Origin of the sequence: Streptomyces sp. NPDC050161 (assembly GCF_044460025.1) — a bacterium.
In the GTDB taxonomy this organism is placed as follows: domain Bacteria; phylum Actinomycetota; class Actinomycetes; order Streptomycetales; family Streptomycetaceae; genus Streptomyces.
In genome coordinates this window covers 240,923-267,742 of the sequence record NZ_JBITJM010000002.1, presented here as the reverse complement: position 1 = coordinate 267,742, position 26,820 = coordinate 240,923, and the positions used below count along the sequence as shown (strand labels likewise).

The following is a 26,820-nucleotide window of genomic DNA, read 5'->3' as shown; positions in this document are numbered from 1 at the left end:
ATCCTCACGATCATCGCGAGCTTCGGCGCCTCTTACTACAGCGCCACGATCGCGGCCAACGCGACGCTGACCAACGACCGCGAGAAGCGAGCGCAGGAAACCGACTGGAAGGTGCGCCGGGAACAGTCGGACGCCTACGGCTCCCTCCAGGAGTCGGTGAGCGACCTACGGGGCCGCCTGCAGCGCCTGGAGGCGAACGACGGCCCCGGGCGCGCGAAGCTGCGCTCAGGCACCGCGGAGCTGGTACGCAAGGCCGAAGTCGCCGACGCCCGGCTTCAGACAAGTCCCCATGGCCGCCTGCGGTACTGGGCCCACGAAGTGGGCTGGATGTCCCGCTATGCCGCTGAGTGCCTGGACAGCAAAACCCACACGGCACAGGTCCCCGGCTCCGGCGGGAAGCCGGAAACCACGACATGCACGAAGATCGCGGACTCGCTCACGGAACGGCTCGACAAGCTCCGCGCCGTGGTCCCGGGCGCGTTCAACCCGAAGTAGCGCCCAAAGAGCGACTACGGCCTGTCGCCTGCGCCCGTGGTCTTCCGGTCCACCGCCACCCCCGGCCCCGTCCTCACCGGCCGCGCCGCCGCTCCCGCGCCCGTTGCCGCCGTGGCCCCCGGTCGCGCCGCCCGTCCGGTGGCCGCCGCCCTCGCCACCCCCGGGGAGCCGGGCGGCGCGACGGCGGGCCGTCCACTCCACGGCGGTGGCGAGGGCGGCGACGGTGCAGGAGACGCCGATGCCGATGCCGGCCGCGTGGAGCCGGTTGTCCGCTGCGGCGCTGCCGAGGTAGCCGAGGCCGACGGAGTAGGTCGCCCACACCACCTCGGAAATGCCGGTGCCGAGTGCGTACTTGCGCAGCGGGAAGTGGAGTACGCCGGAGGCCACGGCGCCGATGATGCGACCGCTGGGCAGGAAGCGCACCGCGATGACGAACGGGATGCCGTAGCGCTCGATCCGCCGGGACGTCCATTCCAAGAGGGCGCGGCGGCGGGCGCGGCGCAGCATCCAGGCGCGCGCCGGGCCGCCGAACCGCCGGGCGACGAGGTACATCAGGACGTCTCCCAGGGCGGCGCTGCCGGCCACGATCAGCAGGACGAGCGGGAGGTGGAGGTCGCCGTGGGAGGCGAGCACGCCGGCGGTGACGAGCAGGGCCGAGTTGGGGACCAGGGGTGGCAGCGTGGTGAGCGCGAGCAGCCCGTAGAGGGCCAGTACGTTCATCCGGCCCGCCTCCTCGGATCCGCCCCGAGCCCATACTCACCAGGCTGACGCGTGGCCCTGCGGGCGGCAACGCGTACGCGGTGCGGCAGAGCGCGCCGAAGCTTGGATTGATACCCCCTAGGGGTATAACGTGAGGCACGTCGGCCGCACCCGCCACCTCCGGCGCCGTACGGCACTTCGGCATCCCACGGAACGCATCGGCACCACGAGGAGATTCCCATGACCGCCGCATCGACGAACGGTTCCTGCTGCACCCCCGAAGGCTCCTGCCAGTCCGGCCCCGTCGCGACGGATGAGGCCGGGGTCACGGCGACCTACCAGGTCACCGGCATGACCTGCGGCCACTGCGAAGGCGCGGTGAAGTCCGAGATCTCGGAGATCGCCGGCGTCAGCTCGGTCGAGGCGGTGGCCGCCACCGGCCTGGTGACCGTGGCGTCCAAGGCCCCGCTCGACGACACTGCCGTGCGCGAGGCAGTCGACGAGGCGGGCTACGAACTGGTGGGCCGGGCCTGACGGTCACCCCCGGCCCGGCGCGTGCGCGCGGGGCCGGGCAGCGGAGGGGGCGGGCGGCCCGGTGTGACAGCGTGTGGCCGCCCGCCCCCTCCGGCATTCGCATCAGGCGGCGCGGCCGGATCCCGACCCCCGGCATTCACAAAACTCTCACAAGCGGCACAACACCCATACGTGAGGCCCGCGATTTTCAACTCGCGCCCCTTGACCGCATTCGCCCCTATATGGCAAGAGACCCAGATCACAGGGTTCTGAACGTAACCATTGAGGGGGGTCGAGAGTCTAACCGGGCGTGCAGGCACCCCGGCGGGGCCTGCACGGCAACAGCCGTGCTGATCTTGGGGGATCATGCCCGGCTACGCGTGGCCGGGGCGACGCGCCCGGGGAGCTTTGAGCGGCCCTCCCGAATGTGCGCGTCCCGGCAGATCGCGGTGCACCCGGAACGCCCGGACGGATCCCGTGGGGGGAATCCGACCCGGGACATGGGAAGCGCCCCGTGCTCTGGACCCGTGGGGGGATCTGGAGGCGGGGCGCTTTCGTTTCTGCCGCCGCGGCACCGCCCGCGAACGCGGTCCGGCCCCCGCCCGGTGGGGGCGAGGGCCGGAGCCGGTGTCAGCGTGCGCGGCGCGGAGCCGTCAGCGCTGCTCGACCGGGATGAAGTCGCGCTCGACGGTGCCGGTGTAGATCTGCCGCGGGCGGCCGATGCGGGAGCCGGGCTCCTTGATCATCTCGTGCCACTGGGCGATCCAGCCGGGAAGCCGGCCGAGCGCGAAGAGCACGGTGAACATCTCGGTGGGGAAGCCCATGGCCCGGTAGATCAGGCCGGTGTAGAAGTCGACGTTCGGGTAGAGCTTGCGCTCGACGAAGTAGTCGTCGGAGAGCGCGTGCTCCTCCAGCTTGAGGGCGATGTCCAGCAGCTCGTCGGACTTGCCGAGCGCCGAGAGGACGTCGTGCGCCGCCGCCTTGATGATCTTCGCCCGGGGGTCGAAGTTCTTGTAGACGCGGTGCCCGAAGCCCATGAGCTTCACGCCGTCTTCCTTGTTCTTCACCTTGCGGATGAAGGAGTCGACGTCGCCGCCGTCCCGCTGGATGCCTTCCAGCATCTCCAGCACGGACTGGTTCGCGCCGCCGTGCAGCGGGCCCCACAGGGCGTTGATGCCGGCCGAGATTGAGGCGAAGAGGTTCGCCTGCGAGGAGCCGACCAGACGCACGGTGGAGGTCGAACAGTTCTGCTCGTGGTCCGCGTGCAGGATCAGCAGCTTGTCCAGGGCACCCACGACGACCGGGTCGAGCTCGTACTCGGCGGCCGGCACCGAGAAGGTCATCCGCAGGAAGTTCTCGACGTACCCGAGGTCGTTGCTCGGGTAGACGACGGGGTGGCCGACCGACTTCTTGAAGGCGTACGCCGCGATCGTCGGCAGCTTGGCCAGCAGCCGGATCGTGGAGATGTGCCGCTGCTGCTCGTCGAACGGGTTGTGGCTGTCCTGGTAGAACGTCGACAGCGCGCTGACGACCGACGACAGCATGGCCATCGGGTGGGCGTCCCGGGGGAAGCCGTCGTAGAAGCGCTTGACGTCCTCGTGCAGCAGGGTGTGGTACGTGATGTCCTGCTGGAAGTTCGACAGCTGGTCGACGGTGGGCAGCTCACCGTTGATCAGCAGGTAGGCGGTCTCGACGAACGTGCTGCGCTCTGCAAGCTGCTCGATCGGGTAGCCGCGGTAGCGCAGAATCCCCTGCTCACCGTCCAGATAGGTGATCGCGGATTTATACGCAGCGGTGTTGCCGTAACCGGAATCCAGGGTCACCAGACCGGTCTGGGCGCGCAGCTTCGAGATGTCGAAGCCCTTGTCGCCGACGCTGCTGTCGACGATCGGGTAGCTGTATTCGCCGTCCCCGTAACGCAGTACTACAGAGTTGTCGCTCACGTCATCCCTCACCGACGTTGTGCCTCTTCTTCGAGGTGCCCTGACTGCCTATACCTTCCCCCATTTGGACCTTGGATGTGCACTCGGGGTCGGCCATAGGGCCTCCAGGCGGCACTCAGTGCCGCCTGACTGACCCATCCTGCTCCCCTTCGCCCCGATAAGGGAAGTCGGCCGCGCCCTCACAGCGCCCCCGCGAGCCGGTGATCCAGCGCGGTGCACCGCCGACCGGCGGAAACGGTGCGTACGGCCTGCCCCAGCGCTCTGCGGGAACCCACCAGCACCACCAAGCGTTTTGCCCGGGTCACGGCCGTATACAACAGGTTGCGCTGCAACATCATCCAGGCGCCCGTGGTGACCGGAATCACCACCGCCGGGTACTCGCTGCCCTGCGATCGATGGATCGTCACCGCATAGGCGTGCGCCAGTTCGTCCAGCTCGTCGAAGTCGTAGGGGACCTCCTCGTCCTCGTCGGTGCGCACCGTCAGGGTCTGCTCGTCGGTGTTCAGCGCGGTGACCACGCCGACCGTGCCGTTGAACACGCCGTTGAGGCCCTTTTCGTAGTTGTTTCTGATCTGGGTGACCTTGTCGCCGACGCGGAAGACCCGGCCGCCGAAGCGGCGCTCGGGCAGGTCGGGGCGGGCGGGGGTGACCGCCTGCTGGAGCAGGCCGTTCAGCGCGCCCGCACCGGCCGGTCCGCGGTGCATCGGCGCCAGCACCTGGACGTCCCGCCGCGGGTCCAGGCCGAACTTCGCCGGGATCCTGCGGGCCGCCACCTCGACGGTCAGCCGCCCCGCCTCCTCGGTGTCCTCCTCGGCGAACAGGAAGAAGTCCGGCAGGCCCTGTGTCAGTGGCGGCACCCCGGAGTTGATGCGGTGCGCGTTCGTCACCACCCCGGACTGCTGCGCCTGCCGGAAGATCCTGGTCAGCCGGACGGCGGGCACCGGGCCCGTCTCGGCGAGCAGATCCCGCAGCACCTCGCCCGCGCCGACCGAAGGCAGCTGGTCGACGTCCCCCACCAGCAGCAGGTGAGCCCCCGGCGGCACCGCCTTGACCAGCTTGTTGGCGAGCAGCAGATCCAGCATCGACGCCTCGTCGACCACCACCAGATCGGCGTCCAGAGGCCGCTCGGCGTCGTACGCGGCGTCCCCGCCCGGCTTCAGCTCCAGCAGCCGGTGGACCGTGGAAGCCTCCGCGCCGGTCAGCTCGGACAGCCGCTTCGCGGCCCGCCCGGTGGGGGCCGCGAGCACCACCTTGGCCTTCTTGGCGCGGGCCAGCTCGACCACGGAGCGGACCGTGAAGGACTTGCCGCAGCCGGGGCCTCCGGTGAGCACCGCCACCTTCCGGGTCAGCGCGAGCCGCACCGCGTCCTGCTGCTCGGGCGCCAGCTCGGCGCCCGTACGCCGCGCCAGCCAGGCCAGCGCCCGGTCCCAGGCGACGTCCCGGAACGCGGGCATCCGGTCCTCGTCCGTCCGCAGCAGCCGGGTCAGCCGGCCGGCCAGCGAGATCTCGGCTCGGTGGAAGGGCACCAGATAGACGGCGGTGACCGGCTCCCCGCCCTCGCCGTCCGGCACCTTCTCGCGCACCACGCCTTCCGGGTCGGCCGCCAGCTCGGCCAGGCAGTCGATGACCAGGCCGGTGTCGACCTGGAGCAACTTCACGGCGTCCGCGATCAGTTGCTTCTCGGGGAGGAAGCAGTGCCCCTGGTCGGTGGACTGCGACAGGGCGTACTGGAGGCCGGCCTTGACCCGCTCCGGGCTGTCGTGCGGAATCCCGACCGACTGGGCGATGCGGTCCGCCGTCAGGAAGCCGATGCCCCACACGTCGGCCGCCAGGCGGTAGGGCTCCTCGCGGACCACGGAGAGGGATGTGTCGCCGTACTTCTTGTAGATGCGCACCGCGATGGAGGTCGAGACGCCGATGCCCTGGAGGAAGATCATGACCTCCTTGATGGCCTTCTGCTCCTCCCACGCGGCGCCGATCAGCCGCGTCCGCTTCGGGCCGAGGCCCGGCACCTCGACCAGGCGCTCCGGCCGCTGCTCGATGACGTCGAGGGTCTCCAGGCCGAAGTGCTCGGTGATCCGGTCGGCGATGCGCGGGCCGATGCCCTTGATCAGGCCGGAGCCGAGATAGCGGCGGATGCCCTGGATCGTGGCGGGCAGGACGGTGGTGTAGTTCTCGACCGTGAACTGCTTGCCGTACTGCGGGTGGGAGCCCCAGCGCCCCTCCAGGCGCAACGACTCGCCCGGCTGCGCGCCGAGCAGCGCCCCGACGACGGTCAGCAGGTCGCCGGCGCCGCGTCCGGTGTCGACGCGCGCGACCGTGTAGCCGCTCTCCTCATTGGCGTAGGTGATCCGCTCCAGGACCCCTTCGACCACTGCCGGCTTGACCGTGCTGTCCATGCTCCGAACGGTACCGCCGGGGTACGACAACGCCGCCGGGACCGGGCAGCGGCCGTCACCCGCCGCCCTCCGTGACCTCCAGCCTGCGGCCCAACCGTGCGGAGCGCACGCCCAGTTCGGCGAGGTGGACGCCGCGTGCGCCGGCCGCCAGGTCCCAGCGCCAGGGCTCGTCGCAGACCACGTGCCGCAGGAAGAGTTCCCACTGCATCTTGAAGGCGTTGCCGTCATCGGCGTCGGCGGGCACCTCCTGCCACTGCGCGCGGAAGCGGTCGGCCGACGGCACATCGGGGTTCCAGACCGGCCGGGGCGTGGTGGCGCGGTGCTGGATCCGGCAGCCGCGCAGCCCGGCGACGGCCGACCCCTCGGTGCCGTCCACCTGGAACTCCACCAGTTCGTCGCGGTGCACCCGGACCGCCCAGGAGGAGTTGATCTGCGCGACGATGCCGCCGGCCAGCTCGAAGACCGCGTAGGCGGCGTCGTCGGCCGTCGCCTCGTAGGGCACGCCGTTCTCGTCCCAGCGGCGCGGGATGTGCGTGCTCAGGTGTGCCTGGACGCTGGTGACCGGGCCGAACAGCTCGCGCAGCACGTACTCCCAGTGCGGGAACATGTCGGCCGCGATGCCGCCGCCGTCCTCGGCCCGGTAGTTCCAGGAGGGGCGCTGGGACGGCAGGCCGCCGCCGTCGAAGACCCAGTAGCCGAACTCGCCCCGTACGGACAGGATGCGGCCGAAGAAGCCGTCCGTCACCAGGCGGCGGAGCTTGCGCAGTCCCGGCAGGAAGAGCTTGTCCTGGACGACGCCGTTCTTGACACCCGCCGCCTCGGCCAGCCGTGCCAGTTCCCGCGCGCCGGCGGCGTCGCCCGCGGTGGGCTTCTCGACGTACACGTGCTTCCCGGCGGCGACGGCCTTGCGCACCGCCGCCTCGCGGGCCGCCGTGACCTGCGCGTCGAAGTAGATCCCCACGGAGCCGTCGGAGAGCACGGTGTCCAGGTCGCAGCTCCAGTGGTCGATGCCGTAGCGGTCGGCCAGTATCCGCAGCTTGTCGGCCGACCGGCCGACGAGGACCGGTTCGGGCCTGATCACCGTCCCGTCGGCGGCGGTCAGGCCGCCCTCGTCGCGCAGGGCGAGGACGGAGCGTGCCAGGTGCTGGGTGTGCCCCATGCGCCCGGTCACGCCGTTCATGGCGATGCGTACGGTCGTGTGTGTCACGGTCCGGCCCCTTACGCGTGCGGCGGCAACGGCGGTGGTGCGGCGCGCTGGTGAACCGAAGGTAGCGGTGCGCCGCCCGGACGGAAACAGCCCGCACCGCGGCGCGCCGCCACCGTGTGGGGCGGGCCCGCGCGGCGTACGGTGGCGCCCGGCTCCGGGGCACGTTCCCCGGTGCGCCCCTGTGTGACCTCGCGGACGGGAGGAACCCATGAGCCGGACGAGCCGGGATGCCGGTGCGGTGCGCTACGCGTTCTCGACCCTGGGGGTGCCCGGCATGCCGGTGCCCGAGGTGCTGCGGCTCGCGGTGGACACCGGATACCAGGGGGTGGAGCTGCGGGCGCACCCGGAGGAGCCGGTGCACCCGGGGACGCGTGCGGCCGAACGGGCAGCGGTGCGCGGGCAGTTCGCCGACGCGGGGGTCACGGTGCTGGCCGTCGCCGGGTACGCCCGCGTCGCCGAGGAGCAGGACGCGGCGGGCGAGCGGGATCTGGCGGTCCGGCTGCGGGAACTGGTGGAACTCGCCGCCGACCTGGGCGCGCCGTTCGTACGGGTCTTCCCCGGGGGCGGCGACCGGCCGGCCGCCGATGCCGACGCGGACGCCGCCCGCAGGCTCGCCGCGCTGGCCCCGTTCGCCGCCGGGCTCGGGGTCCGCGTCCTGTTGGAGACGCACGATTCGCACCGCACCGGGGCGGCCGCCGCCCGGGTGCTCGGCCTGGTGGGGCACCGGTCCGTCGGCGCGCTCTGGGACGTGCTGCACACCGGGCTCGGCGGCGAGGAACCGGCCGCGAGTCACGCGGCGCTCGCCCCGTACCTGGGCTATGTGCAGGTCAAGGACGTCGCGTCGGCCGAGGACCTGACACCACTCGCGCTCGGCGCCGGGACGCTGCCGCTGGCCGGCTGCCTGGCCGCGCTGGGCAGCGGTACGGGCACGGTGGACGCGACGGTCGAGGAGGCCGGCGCCGGGCGCTGGCTGTGCTGGGAGTACGAGAAGCGGTGGTATCCGCAGGCGGCGCCACTGCCGGGACTGCTGGCCGCCGGCCGCCGCCACCTCCAGGGACTGCCGGCCGCGCGGCCCGCCCCCTGAGCCGTCCCCCGCCCGCCCCTGATGCGCCATCAGGGCTCTTCCCCAGCCGCCCCTGATCTGCCACCCCGGCTCTCCCCCAGCCGCCCCCGACCTGCCGTCCGGGCTCTTCCCTGCCCGCCCCCGAGCCGCCGTCGGGGTCCGGCCCGCACATTCCCCGGTGGTCCGCAACCGCCCGGCGCCACCGCCCGCCGGGTCATTGACCGGATCTCACTTTCGGGTTATCCGTTTGTCCTTGGACGTTTCCTCCACTTCGCCGGGGCAGCCCTCCGGAAGGAGCGCACATGCACTCCAGACGTACCGTCCTGACCACCGCCGCAGCGGCAGCCGCCGCCTGCGCCGCGTCCGGTCCCGCGCAGGCCGCGGAGCAGGCCGCCGTCCGCCCGCCGTCCGCATCCGATGACCGCGGCGGCACGGCTGCGCGGGACCGGCTGCGGCGCCTCATCTCCGGCATGACACCGGAGGAGAAGGCCGGGCAGCTCTTCGTGATGCGGGTCTACGGGCACTCCGCGACCGACCCCGACCCGGCCGACGCGGAGGCCAACCGCAAGGAGATCGGCGTCGCCAACGCCGCGGAGCTGATCGCCAGGTTCCACGTCGGCGGCATCATCTACTTCACCTGGGCGCACAACACCCGCGATCCGCACCAGATCGCCGAGCTGTCCAACGGCATCCAGCGGGCCGGTGCGGCCCAGCGGGTGCCGGTGCCGCTGCTGATCTCCACGGACCAGGAGCACGGCGCCGTGGCACGGATCGGCGCGCCCGCCACCCTCCTGCCCGGGGCGATGGCCCTCGGCGCATCCGGCTCGCGCGACGACAGCTGGACGGCCGGCCGGATCAGCGGCGCCGAGCTGTACGCGATGGGAATCCGGCAGGACTACGCGCCGGACGCGGACGTCAACGTCAACCCGGCCAACCCGGTCATCGGCGTCCGTTCCTTCGGCTCCGATCCGCAGGCAGCGGCAAGGAAGGTGGCCGCCGCCGTGCGCGGCTACCAGAGCGCCGGGGTCGCGGCCTGCGCCAAGCACTTCCCCGGGCACGGCGACACCGACACCGACAGCCACGTCGGACTGCCGTACATCCACCACACCGCCGAGGAGTGGGAGCGGCTCGACGCCCCGCCGTTCCGGGCCGCCATCGCCGCCGGCATCGACTCGATCATGACGGCGCACATCGTCGTCCCGGCCTTCGACCCGTCCGAGGACCCGGCCACCCTCTCGCACCCCATCCTCACCGGCATCCTCCGCGAACGCCTGGGCTACGACGGCGTGGTGGTGACCGACTCGCTCGGCATGCAGGGCGTGCGGGAGAAGTACGGCGACGACCGGGTGCCGGTCCTCGCCCTCAAGGCAGGTGTCGACCAGTTGCTCAACCCGCCGGACCTGGCCGTCGCGCACGCCGCCGTCGTGCGGGCCATGAAGGACGGCGAACTGGCCGATGACGACATCGACACCAAGCTGCTGCGCATCCTGCTGCTCAAGGAGCGCCGCGGCCTGTTCGCCGATCCGTACACCTCGCGGCGGGCCGTCGACCGCGTGGTCGGCATCCGTCGGCATCTGGACACCGCGGACCGGATCGCGGACCGCACCACCACGCTGCTGCGCAACGACGGCGGGCTGCTGCCGCTCTCCCGCCGCCGCGAGCGCCGGGTGCTGGTGGCGGGGGTGGACGCCGCCGCGCCGACCGGAACCGGCGGGCCGCCCACCGATGTCCTGGCGCGCGAGCTGACCGGCCTCGGCTTCACCGCGACCGCGCTGCCGACGGGCCCGAAACCGTCCCGGGAGCTGATCGACCGCGCGGTGGCGGCGCTGGACGAGCACGACGCGGTGGTGGTCGCCACGTACGACGTGACGGCTGACTCCCCGCAACGCGCCCTGGTCGCCGCGCTGCTGGCGACCGGGAAGCCGGTGGTGCAGCTGGCGGTCCGCGGCCCGTACGACATCGCGCAGCTGGACGGGGTCCGTGCGGGGCTCGCGAGTTACGGCTGGACGGACGTCGAACTGCGGGCCGCCGCCCGGGTGATCGCGGGACGGCGGAATCCGGAGGGTTGCCTTCCGGTTCCGGTGATGCGGGCCGACGCCCCGGACACCGCGCTCTACCCCGTCGGGCACGGACTGGCGTACTGACCCCGGCACCACAACGGCGCGCTCCGGGCCAGGAGCGCGCCGTTGTTGCGGTCAGGAGGTCACGGGCGCAGCGCCGGCATCCGACGGCTCTCGCGCCGGTCCAGCTTCTTGTCGTACGGCGCCTGCGGCGTCACCTCGCCTGCTCCGACGCCTGCCCAGTCGAGGAGTGCGGCGGTGGCCATCGTCCGGTCCGCGTCCTTCAGGAGGCTGATGTCCGAGCCATGGTTGCCGCCGGGGACCGTGAAGACGTACGCGTCCTTCGTGCCCTTGCCCGGCTCGAAGTGCTCCGAACTCCACGGGTCGAACTCGCCGTTGACGAACATCATCCGCTCGGCGTGGTGGCGCACCCAGCGGTCGATGTCCGGCATGGCGCGCTTGTCGAAGCGCATCGGGATGTCCCGCGGCACGAACGTGCGGGAGCTGTTGATGCCCGGGTACTTGAGCAGCCCCTTCAGGTGCGGGTAGCGGTATCCGGGCTCGCCCATCTGCGTTCCGGCCTGGTAGTAGTACGGCGTGTACGACTCCACACCCTGGTCGGTGTAGCTCGCAAAGCCGCCGACCTCGTCCATCCACGTCCACAGGTCGTCGGTGGAGACACCGGGCTTCGGCACGTCGGCGCAGGCGGTGGCGGCGGGCTGGTACTGCCAGAAGCCGAACTCCAGGTCGGTGACCATGACTTCGTAGGCGCGGTCCACGGTGCCGAAGAGGCCGAAGGTGCGCTTCTCCTTCGCCGCCCACCGCGCGAACCGCTCGTCCATCTCGTCGCGCCGCTTCAGCGCCTCGCGGGTGATGGCGTGCAGGGCGCTTCGGCATTCGGCGGTCCCGACGGTCCGGAAGAACCGGTCGTACGCGGAGTCCTCGTCGTTGTCGACGTCGTTCGGCGCGACGTAGGCGACGGTGCCGTTCATGTCCTGCGGGTGGAAGCGGCGGTAGTACGTCGCCGTCATGCCGCCCTTGCTGCCGCCGGTGGCGATCCAGTTCTTGCGGTAGATGCGGTGCAGCGCCTGGTAGATGCGGTGCTGGTCGTCGGCCGCCTGCCGGATGGTCAGCTTCCGCCAGTCAGCGGGCTGCGGCCTCGACGGGGTGAAGTAGCGGTATTCCAGGGAGACCTGGTTGCCGTCGATGAGGCGGGTCGGTTCGCTGCGGGACGGCGTGGTGCTGACGTTGTAGCCCGAGGTGAAGAAGACCGTCGGGCGGTCCACCGACTTGTGGAGCAGGGTCAGCCGCTGCTGGAAGGTGCCCTTGGAGGGGTGGCGGTGGTCGATCGGCTGCGTGTAGTTCAGGACGAAGTAGCGGTACCCGTCGACCGGTTTCTCCGCTATGAGGCTCATGCCGGGTATCGCGCGTATCCGGTCCTCGATGTCCGCGGACGCCGGGCCGGCGGTGGTGGCCGCCGCTGTGGCGCTGGGTATCGGCCCGGCGGCGGTGGCCGCGCCCGCCGTGCCGGTTCCCGCGCCTGCCGTGCCGATGAGCACGGCGAGCGACAACAGCCCTCTGAGCGTTCTTCGCATACTCACTCCCCTGGGGTCGCAAAGGTCGCGCCGAACCTATCGGGGCCTTTCGCTGCCCCACCAGCCCCTTTCGTCCTCACGTTCGACGATTGAGGTGTGCGCCTGGTGGCTTGCGCGCCCCTCGGGGCGGCTCAACCGGCCGTGGGACGCGCCAGGTAGGAGCCGAGGCGGGGCAGCGCTCCCCACAACTGGTCGAAGTAGCCGGAGAAGTACGACATGAAGGTGGGGTCCTCCACGCTGAAGCCGTTCAGCTTCTCCTGGGCGCCGCCGGAGAAGGCCAGGAAGACCACGTTGTCGTCGATCAGCGCCATGTTGAGGCCGTCCGCGTCCGCGCCCCATCGCAACACCCTGGCCTGGTAGTTCTTGATGCCGCAGGTGTCGTCGTGATGCCGGCGCGCCCAGTCGAGCATCTCCGGCAGCGGCGACCCGGCGGGCTCCGGTACGCCGATGACGCGCTGCACGTAGCGGCCGTCGGAGCCCTCCCGCGCCCAGTCCAGGATGGCGTCGAAGTACTCGGCCGACGCCGGGGTCGTGTAGTGCGTGGGCGGCTCACAGCGGGTGTAGGTGACGCGGACGGACGCACGGGCGCTGCGGACGCGTTCGGCGGCTGCGCCGTAGAACTCCGGGTTGGTGCGGTACCAGTGCGCGGACAGCATGGCCTCGCCGACGACCTGCCGCGCCGTACCGCCGTGCTGCAACGCGTCCAGCGCGTCGGCGGTGCGGCGCCACAGCGGGCGCAGCCGCTCCGGCCGACCGCCGCAGGCCCGCACGAACGCCTCGGTCGCCTCCCAGTCGGGGAAGCGGTGCGCGTTGACGTAGGCGGAGACCGCGCTGCGCGAACAGCGCATCTTCTCGGCGATCGCCCCGTCCGTGGGGTTGTCGCACTCGCGTTTCACCCGCCGCAGTTCCGCGGCGAAATCGGCCAGCGGGCCCGGAGCCCGATCGGTACGGCTGGTCATGCTTCTCCCGCGCTGTCCGCCGGTGGTGACACCAGACGTTCGTGAGTGACCGTCATTGTCCGCGAAATACACGGGAGTTCGCCAGTGTCCGGGACCGGCACGGTGCTGCCCGGGAAGGTCTACGCGCGTCTCCGTCCCGTGGTACGGCCCTCTCCCGCTGCGCACACTGCCTTTGTGACCACCTGCGACTGCCCCCGCCCCGGGGGCGGAGGAGAGCGAGGAGCCTCATGTCCTTCCAGCTGAACGTCGCCCTGTCCCTCGCGGCACTGGCCTTCCTGGCCGTGCTCGCGACGGGCTTCGTCCTCGTCCTGCACCCCGACGCGGCCGGCGGGCTGCCGCAGGGTGCGGAGTGGCTGCTGCCGCTGGCCGCGGCCGTGGCCGTCCGGCCGGGCCGCGGGCCCGCCACCGGCGGTGCGCCGGGTGCCGTGCGGGGTGCCAGGTGACCGCCGCCGGCGCCTGTCCGTCCTGCGGAACGGACACCGCTACGGCCCTCGCCTACACCTCACCAGGGGTGCACTGCGGAGGCCAACTGATCGTCCTGCACTGGCAGTTGTGCGGCGCCTGCGGGCGGTCCGCGCTGCGGCGGGTGGACCGCACGGGCGAGCTGCCGGACTGTGTGCCCGGCAGCCGTCCGGCGAGTCCGGTGTGCCGCTGACCGCGGCGCCTCACACCTTGGCCGGCGCCTCCTCGCCCGTGAAACTGCGCCACAGGGCGGCGTAACGGCCGCCGCGGGCGAGGAGTTCGGTGTGCGTGCCGTCCTCGGCGACCCTGCCGTGGTCCATCACCACGACCCGGTCGGCGCGGGCCGCGGTGGTCAGGCGGTGCGCGACGACCAGGGTCGTCCGGCGGCCCACGAGACGGTCGGTGGCCTGGTTGACGACGGCTTCGGACGCGAGGTCGAGGGCAGCGGTGGCCTCGTCGAGCAACAGCACGTCCGGGTCGACCAGTTCGGCGCGGGCCAGTGCGAGCAGCTGGCGCTGGCCCGCGGAGAGGTTGCGGCCACGCTCGGCGACTTCGTGGAGGTAGCCGCCGTCCAGGGTGGCGACCATCGCGTGCGCGCCCACCGCCCGCGCCGCGGCCTCCACCTCGGCGTCGGTGGCGTCCGGGCGTCCGTAGGCGATGGCGTCCCGGACCGTTCCGGCGAACAGGTAGGACTCCTGGGGGACGACGCCGAGGCAATGGCGGTAGCCGGTCAGGTCCAGCTCCCGCAGGTCGGTGCCGTCGGCGCGGACCGCGCCCGACGTCGGGTCGTAGAACCGGGCGACCAGCTTGACCAGCGTGGACTTGCCAGCGCCCGTCTCCCCCACGAAGGCGACCGTCTGGCCCGCGGGTATGACCAGGTCGACGCCGGTCAGGGCCTGTTCGGACGCCTCGCCCTGATTGCCGTAGTGGAAGTGGACGTCGTCGAAGGTGATCTCGCCGCGCAGGGCCGGCACCGGGCGCGGCTGCTCGGGCGCCGGGGTGGTGGTCGGCTCGCGCAGCAGTTCCTGGATGCGGCCGAGCGAGACGGATGCCTGCTGGTATCCGTCGAAGACCTGGGAGAGCTGCTGCACCGGGGAGAAGAACAGGTCGATGTAGAGGAGGTACGCGACCAGCGCGCCCGCACTGAGCGTGCCGGCGCCGACCCGCCCCGCGCCCACGATGAGCACCATCGCGGCGGCGACGGACGACAGCAGCTGCACGAACGGGAAGTAGAGCGATATCAGGAACTGGCCGCGGACCCGCGCCTGCCGGTAGGCGTGGCTGCGGTCCGCGAACCGGGCGGCGCCGAGGCCCTCACGGCGGAACGCCTGCACGATGCGCAGCCCCGCGACGCTCTCCTGGAGGTCGCCGTTGACGACGCTGATCCGCTCGCGCGCCAGCTCGTACGCCTTGACGCTCTGCTTGCGGAAGAAGTACGTGCCGATGATCAGCGGCGGCAGCGTGGCGAAGACGACCAGCGCCAGCTGCACGTCGATGACCAGCAGCGCGACGAGGATGCCGAAGAAGGTGAGCAGGGAGACGACGGCGGTGACCAGGCCGGTCTGGAGGAACGTCGACAGGGCGTCCACGTCCGTGGTCATCCGCGTCATGATCTTGCCGGTCAGCTCGCGCTCGTAGTAGTCCAGGCCGAGGCGCTGGAGCTGCGCGAAGATCTTGACGCGCAGCGAGTACAGGACCCGCTCGCCGGTGCGTCCGGTCATCCTGTTGGAGCCGATCTGCGCGGCCCACTGGGCGAGGACGACGAAGAGGGCGATGGCCGCCGCGGTCCACACCCCGGCCAGCACTCCGCGGCGTACGCCCTCGTCGATGCCCTGCCGGATCAGGATCGGTACGAGGAGGCCGCCCAGCGCGTCCACGGCCACCAGCGCCAGGGCGATGCCCAGCGGCCTGCCGAAGCCGTGCAGCAGGCGGCGCAGCCCGTAGGAACGCTCGGAGCGCGCGGCCCGCTGCTCGTCGATGTCCGGGGTGTCGGTGGCCGGCGGGAGGGCCGCGACCTGGGCGAGCAGCTCGGGGGTGGCGGGCATCCCGGCCATCGCGGCGCCCATGCCGGGGCCCGCGGCAGCGGCGGCCTGCGCCGTGCCCGCCGCGACCGCCGCGGCCTCTTCGTCGCGGCGGACCCACAGCTCGGGGGTGATCCCCGCCGTCCCGGCACGGGCCCCGTCGGGGTCGGTACGCGGGGCGTCGGGTTCGGTGTGCGGGGCGTCAGGGTCGGTGCGTAGGACGTCAGGGTCGGTGTCCGGGGCGGGCTCGGGGATCTCCGGGGCGAGGGTGAGGAGGCCGGACGCCGCGTACTCGCCGCCGAACGCGCCGGACACCGCCTCGCCCGCCGGGTCGTGGGCGACGCCGCCCAGTTCGTCCGGGTCGGTCAGCAGCCTGCGGTAGAGCGCGCAGCGGCCGGCCAGCTCGTCCTGGGTGCCGATGTCGACCAGCCGGCCGCCGTCCAGGACGGCGACCCGGTCGGCGAGCGCCAGGGTCGACGCGCGGTGCGCGATGAGCAGGGTCGTGCGGCCGGCCATCACGCCGCGCAGCGCCTCGTGGATCTCGTGCTCGACGCGGGCGTCGACCGCCGATGTCGCGTCGTCCAGGACCAGCAGCCTGGGGTCGGTGAGGATCGCGCGGGCCAGGGCGACGCGCTGGCGCTGGCCGCCGGAGAGCGTCATGCCCTGCTCGCCGACCTTGGTGTCGTACCCCTCGGGCAGTTCGCTGATGAAGCCGTCGGCCTGGGCGGCGCGGGCGGCGGTGCGGATCTGCTCGTCGGTGGCCTCGGGGTGGCCGTAGGCGATGTTGTCGCGCACCGAGTCGGAGAACAGGAAGCTGCTCTCGGGGACCAGGCCGATGACGGCGCGCAGCGATTCCAGGGAGAGGTCGCGTACGTCGTGGCCGCCGACCAGCACCCGGCCCGCGGAGACGTCGTAGAAGCGGGGCAGCAGCAGCGAGACGGTGGACTTGCCGCTGCCGGAGCTGCCGACGACGGCCACGGTCTCACCAGGGGCGATGCGCAGCGAGAAGCCGTCCAGGACGGGCCGGGCGGGGGCGCTCTCCTGCCCGGCCGCTCCGCTCTCCGCTCCGGCCTGCTCGGCGCCGGGGGCCTCGCCCGCGGCCCGCGTCCCGTCGGCGGTCGCCTGGCCGTATCCGAAGGTCACCGCGTCGAATTCGACGCTCGCCGGGGCGTCGGCGGGGAGCGCGTGCGCGTCCTCGCGTTCCACGATCACCGGCTCGGTGTCGATCAGTTCGTAGACCCGCTCGACGCCGGCCCGTGCCTGCTGGCCGATGGTGAGCATCATGGCCAGCATCCGGACCGGGCCGACCAGCTGGGCGAGGTAGGTGGAGAAGGCCACGAAGGTGCCGAGGGTGACCTGCCCCCGGGTGGCCATCCAGCCGCCCAGGGCGAGCATCGCGACCTGGCCGAGGGCCGGGACGGCCTGGAGGGCGGGGGTGTAGACGGAGTTGAGGCGTACGGTGCGCAGCCGCCCGGCGAACAGCCTGCGGCTGACCTCCCTGAGCTTGCCGGTCTCCTGCTCCTCCTGCCCGAAGCCCTTGACGACCCGGACGCCGGAGACCGCGCCGTCCACGACGCCGGCCACCGCGGCGGCCTGGCCCTGCGCGTACCAGGTGGCGGGGAAGAGCCGGTCGCGGCTGCGCTTGGCGATGAACCACAGGGCCGGGGCGACCGCCAGCGCGACGACGGTGAGCAGCGGGGAGAGGATCACCATGACGACCAGGGAGACCACGAACAGCAGGACGTTCCCGATCATCATGGGTGTCATGAACAGCAGCCCTTGTATGAGCTGAAGGTCGCTGGTGGCGCGGCCGATGACCTGGCCGGTGCTCAGCTCGTCCTGCCGTCGGCCGTCCAGCCGGGCGATCGAGCCGAACATGCGGGTGCGCAGGCTGTGCTGCACGTCGAGGGCGAGCCGGCCGCCGTAGTAGCGCCGTACGTAGGTGAGGGCGTAGACGACGACGGCGGCGACGATCATGAGTGTCGCCCAGGGGGCGAGCGGGCGGTCGTGGCTGACGATCACGTCGTCGATGATCAGCTTCGGTACGAGCGGGACGAGCGCCATCACGGCCATACCGCCGAGCGAGGAGCCGAGCGCCAGCAGCACGTCCCTGCGGTAGTGCAGACAGTCGCGGAGCAACCGCCGCGTCCAGCCCTGTCGTGCCGTATCCGTCCCCGTCACCCGATGCCTCCCGCACCTCGACCCTTGATCGAAGACTCCAACACCGCGACGTGTGTTTTTCATCCCGTCGTAACAATTCAAGGGGTCGGATGGGGGTGCCGTCAGGGAGGCGTCGGGGGCCGCGTCGGGGGTGGCGTCAGGGCGGCGCAAGCGGTGCCGCCGGGGCGAGCGGTGGGCGACCACCGGGTGACGCCCCTGCCCCGGCCTCAGGGGCGGATTCGGGTGGTCTCGGGGAGATCCCTGACGAGACCGGAGCCCGCGACCGTCACGCTGAGTGACATGACATTACAGACCTGCCGCCGCCTCGCGGTGGCACTCGCCGGAGCAGCCGCCGTCGCGCTGCTCGCGGGAACACCCGCATCCGCCGCCGCGGCACCGCGCCGCATCGCGACGGCCTCCCCTTCCTTACGCGGGGACGAGCGGCCCCCGACCAACGGTCCCGAGCGCAGCGCCGGACGGCCGGGGCATCCGCCGGACGTCGCGGCGGGCAACGGCCGGGGGCGGCCGGGGCTGTGGACACCCCGGCCGCCCCCGCCACCGCACTCCCGGCAGCGAGGCGGGTCAGCGCCCGCTTCCGGTGGCCTTGTCGACCGTCAGCTCCGAGATCCCCGGATGCTTCTTCGGAGTGCCGTCGGCCGCCGGTGTCCCGTCGCCGTGCACCACGACGCGTACGTAGCGGGCCGGCGTCCGCCCGGCGTAGCCGGTCCCGGTCCAGTGCCTGCCGTCCCGCGAGACCTGCACGACATAGGACTTCGGCGCGGTCGCGTTCCAGTGCGGGGTGACCTGGCCGACGCGGAGGACGCGGCCGAGGTCGACGGTGAGCGTGCCGGTGGCGGCGTCGGGCACCCAGGCGGTGGCCGTGTTGCCGTCCACCGCGGCGGCTGCGTACATGCCCGGCTCTTCGGACGTGGCCTTCGCCGGGGCGCAGCGGGCGGCGTTCGACGTCGGCGTCAGGTCGGGACGACGGGTCTTGAGGACCACCGGCATGCTCGCGCTCACCACCCTGTCGCCCTCCGGCGCCTCGATCCGCATCGGCTCGCCCGCCGTGAGACGCACGGTGGTGTGGTCCGCGCCGATCGCCACGTCGTACGTCCTGCCCTGCCAGTGCAGCCCGCGCAGGGTGACGCCTTCGGACAGCTGCGGCGGCAGCGTCGGGTCGAGATGCACGCTGTCCTCGCGCAGCCGCAGGCCCGTCAGACCGTGGGTGAAGGTCTGGAGGAAGCCGCCCTTGCCGGTGAGGAAGTCCTGGGCGGGCTTCCCGGCGTGCGGGTCCTCGGCACCCGCCTTGTCGCCCCGCGCCTCGGAGAACTGCGCGAAGGGGCCGCGCACGAACGGCTTGATGGAGCGCAGGAGATAGGTGTAGGCCGAGCAGCCGGGCTCACCGATGCCGGCCGCGTCGATGGCGTGCACCGAGTCGGTCATGGCCGGGCCGTCGGGGTCGGTGCGGGCGGCGTAGTAGTCGAGGGTGGCGGCAGCCCGCTCCTGGGGCATCGGCCACTCCAGCGGGTACATCAGCAGCACGGTGTCGGCCTGCTTGATGGTGGTGCCCCGGTAGCCGTCGTACTGCTGGAAGACCTTGTTCTTCGCGTCGTAGGGGATGCGGAGCTTGTCGGCGATGGTCTTCCAGGAAGCGGGGGCGCGCTCGCCGAGGATCTCGGCGACGCGGGCGGCGTGCCGCAGCGCGGTGGCGGCGCCGGCGTTGGTGAAGACGCCGTCGTCCACGCCGTTGCTGTACTCATCGGGCCCGGCGACGTTCTTGACGGAGTAGCTGCCGTCGGCGTTGCGGGTGGCCCGGGAGGCCCAGAACTCGGCGATGCCCTTGAGCACCGGCCAGCCGCGCGCCTTCAGCCAGGCGGTGTCCTTGGTGGCGAGGTAGTACTGCCAGGTGGCGAGGGAGATGTCGCCCATCAGGTGGTTCTGGGTCTTGCAGTGCGGCGGATCCCAGCTGTGGCACTCGTTCCACAGGTCGCCCTTGCTGCCGCTGGTCCAGGCGTAGAACAGCCCGTCGTAGCCGAGCTTCTCGGCGTTGGCGCGGGCCCCGGCGCGGGTCTTGTAGCGGTAGTCGACGATCGACCTGGCGAGCGCGGGGTGGGTCGCCAGCAGCCCTGGATACATCCAGGTCTCGGCGTCCCAGAAGACCTCACCGGCGTAGTTGTCGCTGGTCAGTCCGGTCGGGCCGATGCTGTTGCGGCTGCCGGCGCGGGTGCTGGACAGCAGCCCGTACTGCGCCGATCGCACCCACGACTGGAGGTCGGGCCGCCCGTTGACCTCGATGTCGCTGCGCCACAGCCTCTGCCAGGCGGCGGTGTGCCGGGCGAAGAGCGTGTCCCAGCCGCGGCCCGCGGCCCGCCGGGAGGCGGCGTCCGCGGCGGCCCGCGGGGTGCGGGAGGTGAGGGCGGTGTCCACACCGACGTACTTGGTCAGCCGGTACGAGCGGCCACTGCGGACGGGGAAGGCCACCTTCTGCCGGTTGGTCAGGCCGGACGCCTGCTTCGGCTGCCGGACGGGGCGGGGGTGCACCCCGTGCCCCGGACGCAGGGTCGAGGCGACGGCGCCCTCGGTCTTCGTGCCGTCGGTGCGGAAGGCGACGTCCATGGTGCCGCCGCCGGATCGTGCCGGGGTGCCGGCGGCCTTCATCCGGCGGGCGCCGCGTCCGTCGAGTACGTCGGTGACCGTGGCGGTGCCGCTCCAGTGGGGCGTCATCCGCAGCCGTACGGCGCCGGTGTGCGCGTCGGTGCGGTCGGCAAGTATGTCGTAGACCAGGTCGGTGGCGCGGCCGTCGGCGGCGGTCCAGGTCAGGGAGGTGCGGACGAATCCGCAGCGCAGGTGGAGTGTCTGGCGGTAGCGGGAGATCCGTCCGGGGGCGGTCGCCGAGGAGAAGGTCTCGGCGTGTGCGCCACCGGTGGCGACGTCGAGGGTGGTCCAGGTGGGTATCGCGGCGATGGCCTGCCGGCCTTCGACGTTCTCGGGGCCCTTGGCGTAGAGCCCCGAGACGAACGAGCCGTCGTACTCCGGGGTCTTCAGCGGCCAGCCGGTCTCCCCTCCGGGTGCGGCGTAGCCGGTGCCGTTGGGCGGTACCCGCTGGCCGAGGTAGCCGTTGCCGACGAAGGCGTGATGGCTGTCGTCGGGGTCGATGCGGGTGGAAGTCGCCGTCCAGCCGCCGCCCTTGGCGCACGGTGCGTTCGCGGCGGGTGGTGGTTGCGGGGCGCTTCCCGGGTCCGTCGCGGCGTGCGCCGAGGCGGGGGACAGGGCGGCGACCAGCGCTCCCGCGAGGAGCGGGGCGACCAGCCGGTGCGGCCGGGGGTTCCGGCGGCGGGCGGGCCGGCCGCCGGGGTGCTGGGCCGGCGGCTCCGCAGGGTGGTGTGCCGAGTGAGTCATCGCTCTCCGTCGTCCGTGCGCGGCCCGCACCGCGGCTGCCCCGGCACGGACTTGCTCTGGAACCTCGCGGTGTCGCCGCGATGTCAGGGCGAGATTAGGCCGGGATGCCGCCGGACGCAGCAGCTCCGCCAGACCTGGTGCCTCCGATTGCCAACAGGGCCATCCATACGGCAAACTTTTAGACTGACCAGTCAGAACAAAGGAGGGGCAGTGGACACCACCCGTCAGGGGGCGGCGGTCATCGCCAGGGGAATCGGAGTCGAGGGCCCACGCGGATGGGCCTTCAGAGGTGTCGACATCTCCGCGGAACCGGGCGAACTGATCGCCGTACAGGGCCCTTCGGGCTCCGGCCGCACCTGCCTCCTGCTCGCGCTCACCGGCCGGATGCGGATCTCCGAAGGCCACGCCACGGTCGCCGGCTTCCCGCTGCCGAAGCGGATGGGCACGGTGCGCAGCCGCACCGCGATCGCCCATGTGCCCGGTGTCGCCGACCTCGAACCGGCCCTCACCGTCGCCGAACACCTCAAGGAGGCCGCCCTGTTGGGCCGCCGCCTCAAGGGTTCACCGCTCGCGCTCCCCTGGAGCCGGGGCCACAAGGAAGCCCGCCGGGCCCGGATCGAGACCGCGCTCGCGACCGTGGGGCTCGACCCCGAGACCCTGCCCAAGGGGCTGCGCACCGCCGTCCGTGACCTCGAACGGATCGAAGCGCTGCGGCTGTCCGTCGCACTCGGCGTGCTGCACGACCCGCATCTGCTCGCCGTCGACGACGTCGACCTCAAGCTCTCCGCGGACGAACGCGACCTGGCCTGGCAGCTGTTGCGCGACCTCGCGCGGGCCGGCATCACCGTCGTGGCCGCGGGCAGTGACGCCCCCGCCGATGCGCTGATCGTCCGCACGACGGCCCAGGACGCTCCCGCGCGCGCAGCGGCCACCGACCCCACGACCGCCGCCGGCCCGCACGGCCCGGCCGACACCCACGAGGAGGACACAGCGGATGCGTTCGCCGAAACTGGCCGCGCTTGAGCTGAGGCGCTTCGGCCGGGGCAAGCTCCCCCGGCTCGGCATCATCGCCCTCACGCTGATCCCCCTGCTCTACGGAGCCCTCTACCTGTGGTCCTTCTGGGATCCCTACAGTCGGCTCGACAAGATCCCGGTCGCGCTCGTCAACGACGACAAGGGTGCGACGGCCGACGGCAAGCACCTGGACGCGGGCACCCAGCTCGCCAAGAGCGTCCGGGACAGCAACACCTTCGACTGGCAGGAGGTCAGCTCGTCCGAGGCGGCCAAGGGCGTCGAGGACGGCACGTACTACCTCTCGCTGACCGTGCCGTCGGACTTCAGCAAGCGCATCGCCTCCAGCGGCGGTGACGACCCGCAGACCGGCGCGCTCCAGGTCCGTACGAACGACGCCAACAGCTACATCGTCGGCTCGATCTCCAAGACGGTCTTCTCGGAGATCCGCGCCAAGACGTCGGCGAAGTCCTCCCGGCAGTTCCTCGACAAGATCTTCGTGTCCTTCTCCGACCTGCACGACCAGACGGAGAAGGCGGCGGACGGCGCCGGCAGGCTGGACGACGGACTCGGCGACGCCAAGAAGGGCGCGGGCAAGCTCGCCAACGGCCTCGGCACCGCCAAGGACAGCACCGGCAAGCTGTCGGGCGGCCTCGGCAAGCTGAACGACGGCTCGGGCAAGGTCAGCGACGGCGCTGACACCCTGCACGACAAGGCGGGGCAGCTCAGCAAGGGCGCCGGCGACCTGCACAGCGGCGTCGGCGAGGCGCAGGCCAAGGCCCGTGCGCTCAGCAAGGGCGCGGGCCAGGTCGCGGACGGCACGCAGGAGTTGGTCACCAAGGTCCAGGGCCTGGCCAAGAAGGACCTGCCCTACCTCAAGAAGCACAGCAAGGAGATCGCCGACGGCGCCCAGTTCGTCGCCGACCTCACCCAGGCCCTCGACCACGACCTGGGTACCCTGCGCGGCAACTCCTCGCAGTCGCTGGCCAAGGCCCGCAAGGCCGCCGATGACGCGGCAGCCCTCTACCAGAAGAACTGCGGCGGTACCGCCACCGACTCCAGCTGCGCGGAGCAGAAGGGTGTCGCGGCCGGTACGGCGGCGGCCGTCGATGCCATCGAGAAGGTCGACAATGCCCTCTCCCGCATCGACCTGGACTCCTCCCGCGACAAGCTGCGCGAGATACACCAGGGCGCGGTGATGGTCGCCGAGCAGGTCCCGGCCATCGCGAAGAACGCCGACGGGCAGATAGCGCAGCTCAACAAGCTGAACGCCGGTGCCCACCAGGTGGCCGACGGCGCCGACCAGTTCGTCACCGGACTCGGCGCGCTCGCCGACGGCAGCGGCAAGATCGCCGACGGCAGCGGCAAGCTGGCGGGCGGCGCGGGCGACCTCGCCGACGGCGCAGGCCAGGTCCACCGCGGCATCGGCGACGCCAAGGACGGCACCGACCAGCTCGGCAGCGGCCTCGGCAAGCTGGAGGACGGCGCGGTCTCCCTCAACGGCGGCATCTACAAGCTCAAGGACGGCTCCAACCAGCTGGCCGACGGCCTGAACAGCGGCGTCGCCAAGATCCCGGACTACGACAAGAAGGACCGGGACGCGCGTACCGACGTCATGTCCGACCCGGTCGAGCTGGCCTCCAAGGCGATGCACAAGGCGCCCAACTACGGTACGGGGCTCGCCCCTTACTTCATCCCGCTCTCCCTCTGGGTCGGCGCGATGGTCGCCTTCATGCTGTTCCAGCCGCTGAGCAAGCGTGCCCTGGCCGCCGGCGCACCCGGCTGGCGGATAGCCATCGGCTCCTGGCTGCCGGCCTTCGCGATCGGCGTCACCCAGGTGCTGGCGCTGATGGCGGTGCTCCACTGGGGCCTCGGCCTGGAAATGGCCCGAGCGGGCGCCACGGTCGGCTACCTGCTGCTGGCCACCGCCTGCTTCACCGCCATCATCCAGCTGCTGAGCGCGGTATTCGGCCCGGCGGGCCGGGTGCTCACCCTGGTCATCCTGATGCTCCAGCTGACCTCGGCGGGCGGCACGTACCCGGTGCAGACCAGCCCCGGCTTCTTCGCCGCCATCCACCCGTTCCTGCCGATGAGTTACGTCGTCGACGGCCTGCGGCGGCTCATCACCGGCGGCGATCTGGCCATCGTCTGGCAGGGCAGCGTCGTCCTGGCGGTCTTCGCCGTCGGCGCGCTGGCGCTCACCGCGCTGACGGCGCGCGGCCGGCAGGTCGTCCGGATGAAGGACCTGCATCCGGAACTCAGCCTGTGACGACCGACCTCACGGGCGGCCGGGGCGGTGCCACGATCGGCACCGCCCCGGCGGCCGGGCCCGGCGATCCGGCCGGCCCCCGTCACGGCACCACCACCGAGGCCGGACCCCGCGCCACCCGGCGTGCGGGCACCCGCCGCAAGCTCTTCGACGCCGCGGTCACCCTCATCGCCGAACAGGGCTTCTCCGCCACGACCGTGGACGAGATCGCCGACCGCGCCGGTGTCGCGAAGGGCACCGTCTACTACAACTTCACCAGCAAGAACGACCTCTTCGAAGAACTCCTGCGGGACGGCATCGACCTGCTCGCCGCATCCCTGCGGCACGCCGCCGACACCACGTCACGGCGCGGCGGCACCCGGATCGACGCGCTGGACGCGATGGTCAGGGCCGGCCTCGACTTCATCGCGGGATCCCCGTCCCTCACCCAGCTCTACGTCGCCGAGCTCTGGCGCACCAACCGCACCTGGCGCGCCACCTTGAAGTCGGTGCGTGGCCGGGCGCTCGCCGTCGTCGAATCCGTCCTGCGGGACGGCGTCGACGCCGGTGAACTCAGCGACGACATCGACATCCCGCTGACCGCGTCCGCCCTCTTCGGCATGGTCCTGGTGGCCGCCCTGGACTGGCAGGCGTTCCAGCCGCACCGCTCCGTCGGCGACGTCCACGCCTCCCTGTCCCGGCTGTTGCAGGGGCGGGTGGGCGGAGCAGCGGCGACCGGCCCCCGTACGGCCCCGGCCGACCCCTGTACGGCCCCGGCCGCCTCCCTGGCCCCGGCCGACTCCCCATCCCCTACCGCTCCGTCGTCCCCCGAGGCTCTTCCGCATCCGGCGACCGCTCCGTAAGAGCCGTCGGCGTGCCAGAAGCCGACGTCAGATGCGTCGGCGCGAACATCCGCAGCCGGGCCGGGAGGACGACGACCCGGGGCCCGGGTGCGGCGAGCGCCGCCGCCAGGTCCGTACGCAGCCGTTCCGGGCTCGTACGGACCGCCGGGACGCCGAAGGACTCGGCGAGCGCGACGAAGTCCGGGCGGGCCAGTTCAGTGGCGGTGGCCTCGCCGAACGCGTCCGTCATGTACGCGCGCAGGATGCCGTAGCCGCCGTCGTCCACGATCAGCCAGGTGACCGGCAGGTCGTACTGGCGGGCGGTGGCGAGTTCGGCGACCGAGTACATCGCGCCGCCGTCCCCCGACACCGCGAGCACCGGCCGCGCGGGGTCCGCGACGGCGGCGCCGAGCGCGGCGGGGAATCCGTAGCCCAGGCCGCCCGCGCCCTGCGCCGAGTGCAGCGCGTTCGTCCGGCGCGGATCGAAGGCGGACCAGGCCCAGTACGCCAGGATCGTCATGTCCCAGCAGCTGACCGCGTCATCGGGCAGTGCGTCCCGCACGGCGGCCAGCACCCGCTGTTCCAGGCCGAGTTGCTGCCCGTCGATCCGCTCCTGGACCCGCGCCAGCAGACCGGCGACGGCCTCCTCCGCCGGCCACTCCCCCGCCCCGTACGCCTGCCCCCGCCGCTCCCGTACCGCGTCCACCAGCGCACCCAGGGCGAGCCCGGCGTCGGCGTGGATGCCCAGCGCCGCGTGGTTGGCCTCCAGCTTTCCGAGGTCCGCCTCGATCTGCACGACGCCGCCGCGCGGCCGGAACGTGTGGTAATTCGACGAGAGTTCGCCGAGACCCGAGCCGACGACCAGGAGCGTGTCCGCGTCCTCCAGGAAGTCGGTGGTGTAGCGGTCCTCCATCCAGGAGCGCAGCGACAGCGGGTGCTCCCAGGGGAAGGCGCCCTTCCCTCCGAACGTCGAGGCCACCGGCGCCCCCAACAGCTCGGCGAGCGCCAGCAGTTCCGCCTCGGCCCCGGCCCGTACGACACCTCCGCCGGCCAGGATCACCGGCCGCCGTGCCCGGGTCAGCCGCTCCGCCGCCTCCACGATCACCTCAGGGCGCGGCGCCGCCTCCTTCGGACGGACCGGCAGTCCGGCCACCGGCGGGACGTCGGCCGGATCCAGCAGCACGTCCTGCGGAATCTCCAGCCACACCGGCCCGTGCGGGACGCTCAGCGCGGACTCCCACGCGGCGGCCACCGCCGACGGGATCTGCGCGGCGGTCCGCACCGTGTGCACGGACTTGACCACGCCGCGGAACACGGCGCTCTGGTCGGTCAGTTCGTGCAGATAGCCGTGCCGGCCGCCGCCGAGACCGGCCCGCGGCACCTGGCTGCCGATCGCCAGCACGGCCGCCGACCCGGCCGCCGCCTCCTGGAGCGCCGCCAGCGTCATCAGCGCCCCCGGCCCGGTGGAGACCAGGAGCGGGGCGACCCCGCGCGTGGTCCTGGCGTAGGCGTCCGCGGCGAAGCCCGCGTTGTTCTCCACCCGCAGCCCGACATAGCGCAGCGCGGAGCGGCGCAGCGCGTCGAAGACCCCGAGCGCGTGCTGCCCCGGGAGGCCGAAGACGGTTTCGGCGCCCAGCGCGGCCAGCGACTCCACCACCAGGTCGCCGCCGGTACGCCGGTGCTGGTGCGGTGCGGGAGGGGTGGTGCTCATGAGTACGTGTGCCCTTCGTCGGAGGGGAGAGGT

General features: G+C 72.3%; 16 protein-coding genes and 1 pseudogene. 8 read left to right on the top strand and 9 right to left on the bottom strand.

What is annotated here, in order from left to right; translation table 11 throughout:
- Positions 1-225 precede the first annotated feature (225 nt).
- A complete protein-coding gene (locus ACIBK8_RS04390; RefSeq protein ID WP_399040013.1) occupies positions 226-1,215 on the bottom strand; it encodes a DedA family protein in 990 nt (329 codons plus the stop codon).
- A gap of 219 nt (positions 1,216-1,434) precedes the next feature.
- On the opposite strand from ACIBK8_RS04390, the gene ACIBK8_RS04385 reads away from it, so the two are divergent.
- Complete coding sequence (locus tag ACIBK8_RS04385) at positions 1,435-1,728, top strand: heavy-metal-associated domain-containing protein (protein ID WP_399040012.1); 294 nt, start codon at positions 1,435-1,437, stop codon at positions 1,726-1,728.
- Positions 1,729-2,360: 632 nt separating this feature from the next.
- On the opposite strand, the gene ACIBK8_RS04380 is transcribed toward ACIBK8_RS04385, so the two are convergent.
- The 3 genes from ACIBK8_RS04380 to ACIBK8_RS04370 all read right to left on the bottom strand — a co-directional run bounded on the left by ACIBK8_RS04380 (position 2,361) and on the right by ACIBK8_RS04370 (position 7,256).
- Positions 2,361-3,650: a citrate synthase gene (locus ACIBK8_RS04380; protein ID WP_393685405.1), complete on the bottom strand. Its 1,290-nt coding sequence runs from the start codon at positions 3,648-3,650 to the stop codon at positions 2,361-2,363.
- A 179-nt stretch (positions 3,651-3,829) separates the two neighbouring features.
- Positions 3,830-6,049 (bottom strand): ATP-dependent RecD-like DNA helicase, encoded by a 2,220-nt coding sequence (locus tag ACIBK8_RS04375; protein ID WP_399040010.1) that lies wholly within the window; start codon positions 6,047-6,049, stop codon positions 3,830-3,832.
- Positions 6,050-6,104: 55 nt separating this feature from the next.
- Entirely contained in the window at positions 6,105-7,256 is a 1,152-nt protein-coding gene (locus ACIBK8_RS04370) for a Gfo/Idh/MocA family protein (protein WP_399040009.1), read from the bottom strand.
- Positions 7,257-7,464: 208 nt separating this feature from the next.
- On the opposite strand from ACIBK8_RS04370, the gene ACIBK8_RS04365 reads away from it, so the two are divergent.
- On the top strand, positions 7,465-8,340 hold the full coding sequence (locus tag ACIBK8_RS04365; RefSeq protein WP_399040008.1) for a sugar phosphate isomerase/epimerase family protein: 876 nt from the start codon (positions 7,465-7,467) through the stop codon (positions 8,338-8,340).
- 281 nt (positions 8,341-8,621) lie between these two features.
- A complete protein-coding gene (locus tag ACIBK8_RS04360; protein WP_399040007.1) occupies positions 8,622-10,463 on the top strand; it encodes a glycoside hydrolase family 3 protein in 1,842 nt (613 codons plus the stop codon).
- Between the two features lie 59 nt (positions 10,464-10,522).
- Here the strand turns inward: ACIBK8_RS04360 and ACIBK8_RS04355 are convergent, their stop codons facing one another.
- Together ACIBK8_RS04355 and ACIBK8_RS04350 are read right to left on the bottom strand one after the other, a co-directional pair.
- A complete protein-coding gene (locus tag ACIBK8_RS04355) occupies positions 10,523-11,974 on the bottom strand; it encodes a S28 family serine protease (protein WP_399040006.1) in 1,452 nt (483 codons plus the stop codon).
- 131 nt (positions 11,975-12,105) lie between these two features.
- On the bottom strand, positions 12,106-12,933 hold the full coding sequence (locus ACIBK8_RS04350; protein WP_399040005.1) for a helix-turn-helix domain-containing protein: 828 nt from the start codon (positions 12,931-12,933) through the stop codon (positions 12,106-12,108).
- A gap of 227 nt (positions 12,934-13,160) precedes the next feature.
- On the opposite strand from ACIBK8_RS04350, the gene ACIBK8_RS04345 reads away from it, so the two are divergent.
- Positions 13,161-13,376, top strand: a complete 216-nt coding sequence (locus ACIBK8_RS04345; RefSeq protein WP_399040004.1) for a hypothetical protein — start codon at positions 13,161-13,163, stop codon at positions 13,374-13,376.
- Complete coding sequence (locus ACIBK8_RS04340; RefSeq protein WP_399040003.1) at positions 13,373-13,588, top strand: hypothetical protein; 216 nt, start codon at positions 13,373-13,375, stop codon at positions 13,586-13,588. The genes ACIBK8_RS04345 and ACIBK8_RS04340 overlap by 4 nt, the downstream gene beginning before the upstream one ends.
- A gap of 10 nt (positions 13,589-13,598) precedes the next feature.
- Here the strand turns inward: ACIBK8_RS04340 and ACIBK8_RS04335 are convergent, their stop codons facing one another.
- Both ACIBK8_RS04335 and ACIBK8_RS04330 read right to left on the bottom strand, forming a co-directional pair.
- Entirely contained in the window at positions 13,599-17,597 is a 3,999-nt protein-coding gene (locus ACIBK8_RS04335; RefSeq protein ID WP_399040001.1) for an ABC transporter ATP-binding protein, read from the bottom strand.
- Positions 17,598-18,158: 561 nt separating this feature from the next.
- A complete protein-coding gene (locus tag ACIBK8_RS04330) occupies positions 18,159-20,975 on the bottom strand; it encodes a discoidin domain-containing protein (RefSeq protein ID WP_399040000.1) in 2,817 nt (938 codons plus the stop codon).
- 210 nt (positions 20,976-21,185) lie between these two features.
- Here ACIBK8_RS04330 and ACIBK8_RS04325 point away from each other — a divergent pair, with 210 nt between their 5' ends.
- From ACIBK8_RS04325 to ACIBK8_RS04315, 3 genes and pseudogenes are all read left to right on the top strand, one after another.
- Positions 21,186-21,998, top strand: coding sequence for an ATP-binding cassette domain-containing protein (locus ACIBK8_RS04325; RefSeq protein ID WP_399039999.1), 813 nt, complete (start codon positions 21,186-21,188; stop codon positions 21,996-21,998).
- The gene (locus tag ACIBK8_RS04320; RefSeq protein ID WP_399039998.1) at positions 21,970-24,255 is read left to right on the top strand and encodes a YhgE/Pip family protein; all 2,286 of its coding nucleotides are present in this window, start codon (positions 21,970-21,972) and stop codon (positions 24,253-24,255) included. Before ACIBK8_RS04325 ends, ACIBK8_RS04320 begins: the two co-directional genes overlap by 29 nt.
- Positions 24,252-24,962: pseudogene (locus ACIBK8_RS04315) on the top strand (TetR/AcrR family transcriptional regulator); the annotation flags it as partial. The gene ACIBK8_RS04320 and the pseudogene ACIBK8_RS04315, both read left to right, overlap by 4 nt.
- Before the next feature lie 82 nt (positions 24,963-25,044).
- Here the strand turns inward: ACIBK8_RS04315 and ACIBK8_RS04310 are convergent.
- Entirely contained in the window at positions 25,045-26,787 is a 1,743-nt protein-coding gene (locus ACIBK8_RS04310; protein WP_399039997.1) for a thiamine pyrophosphate-binding protein, read from the bottom strand.
- Positions 26,788-26,820 lie beyond the last annotated feature (33 nt).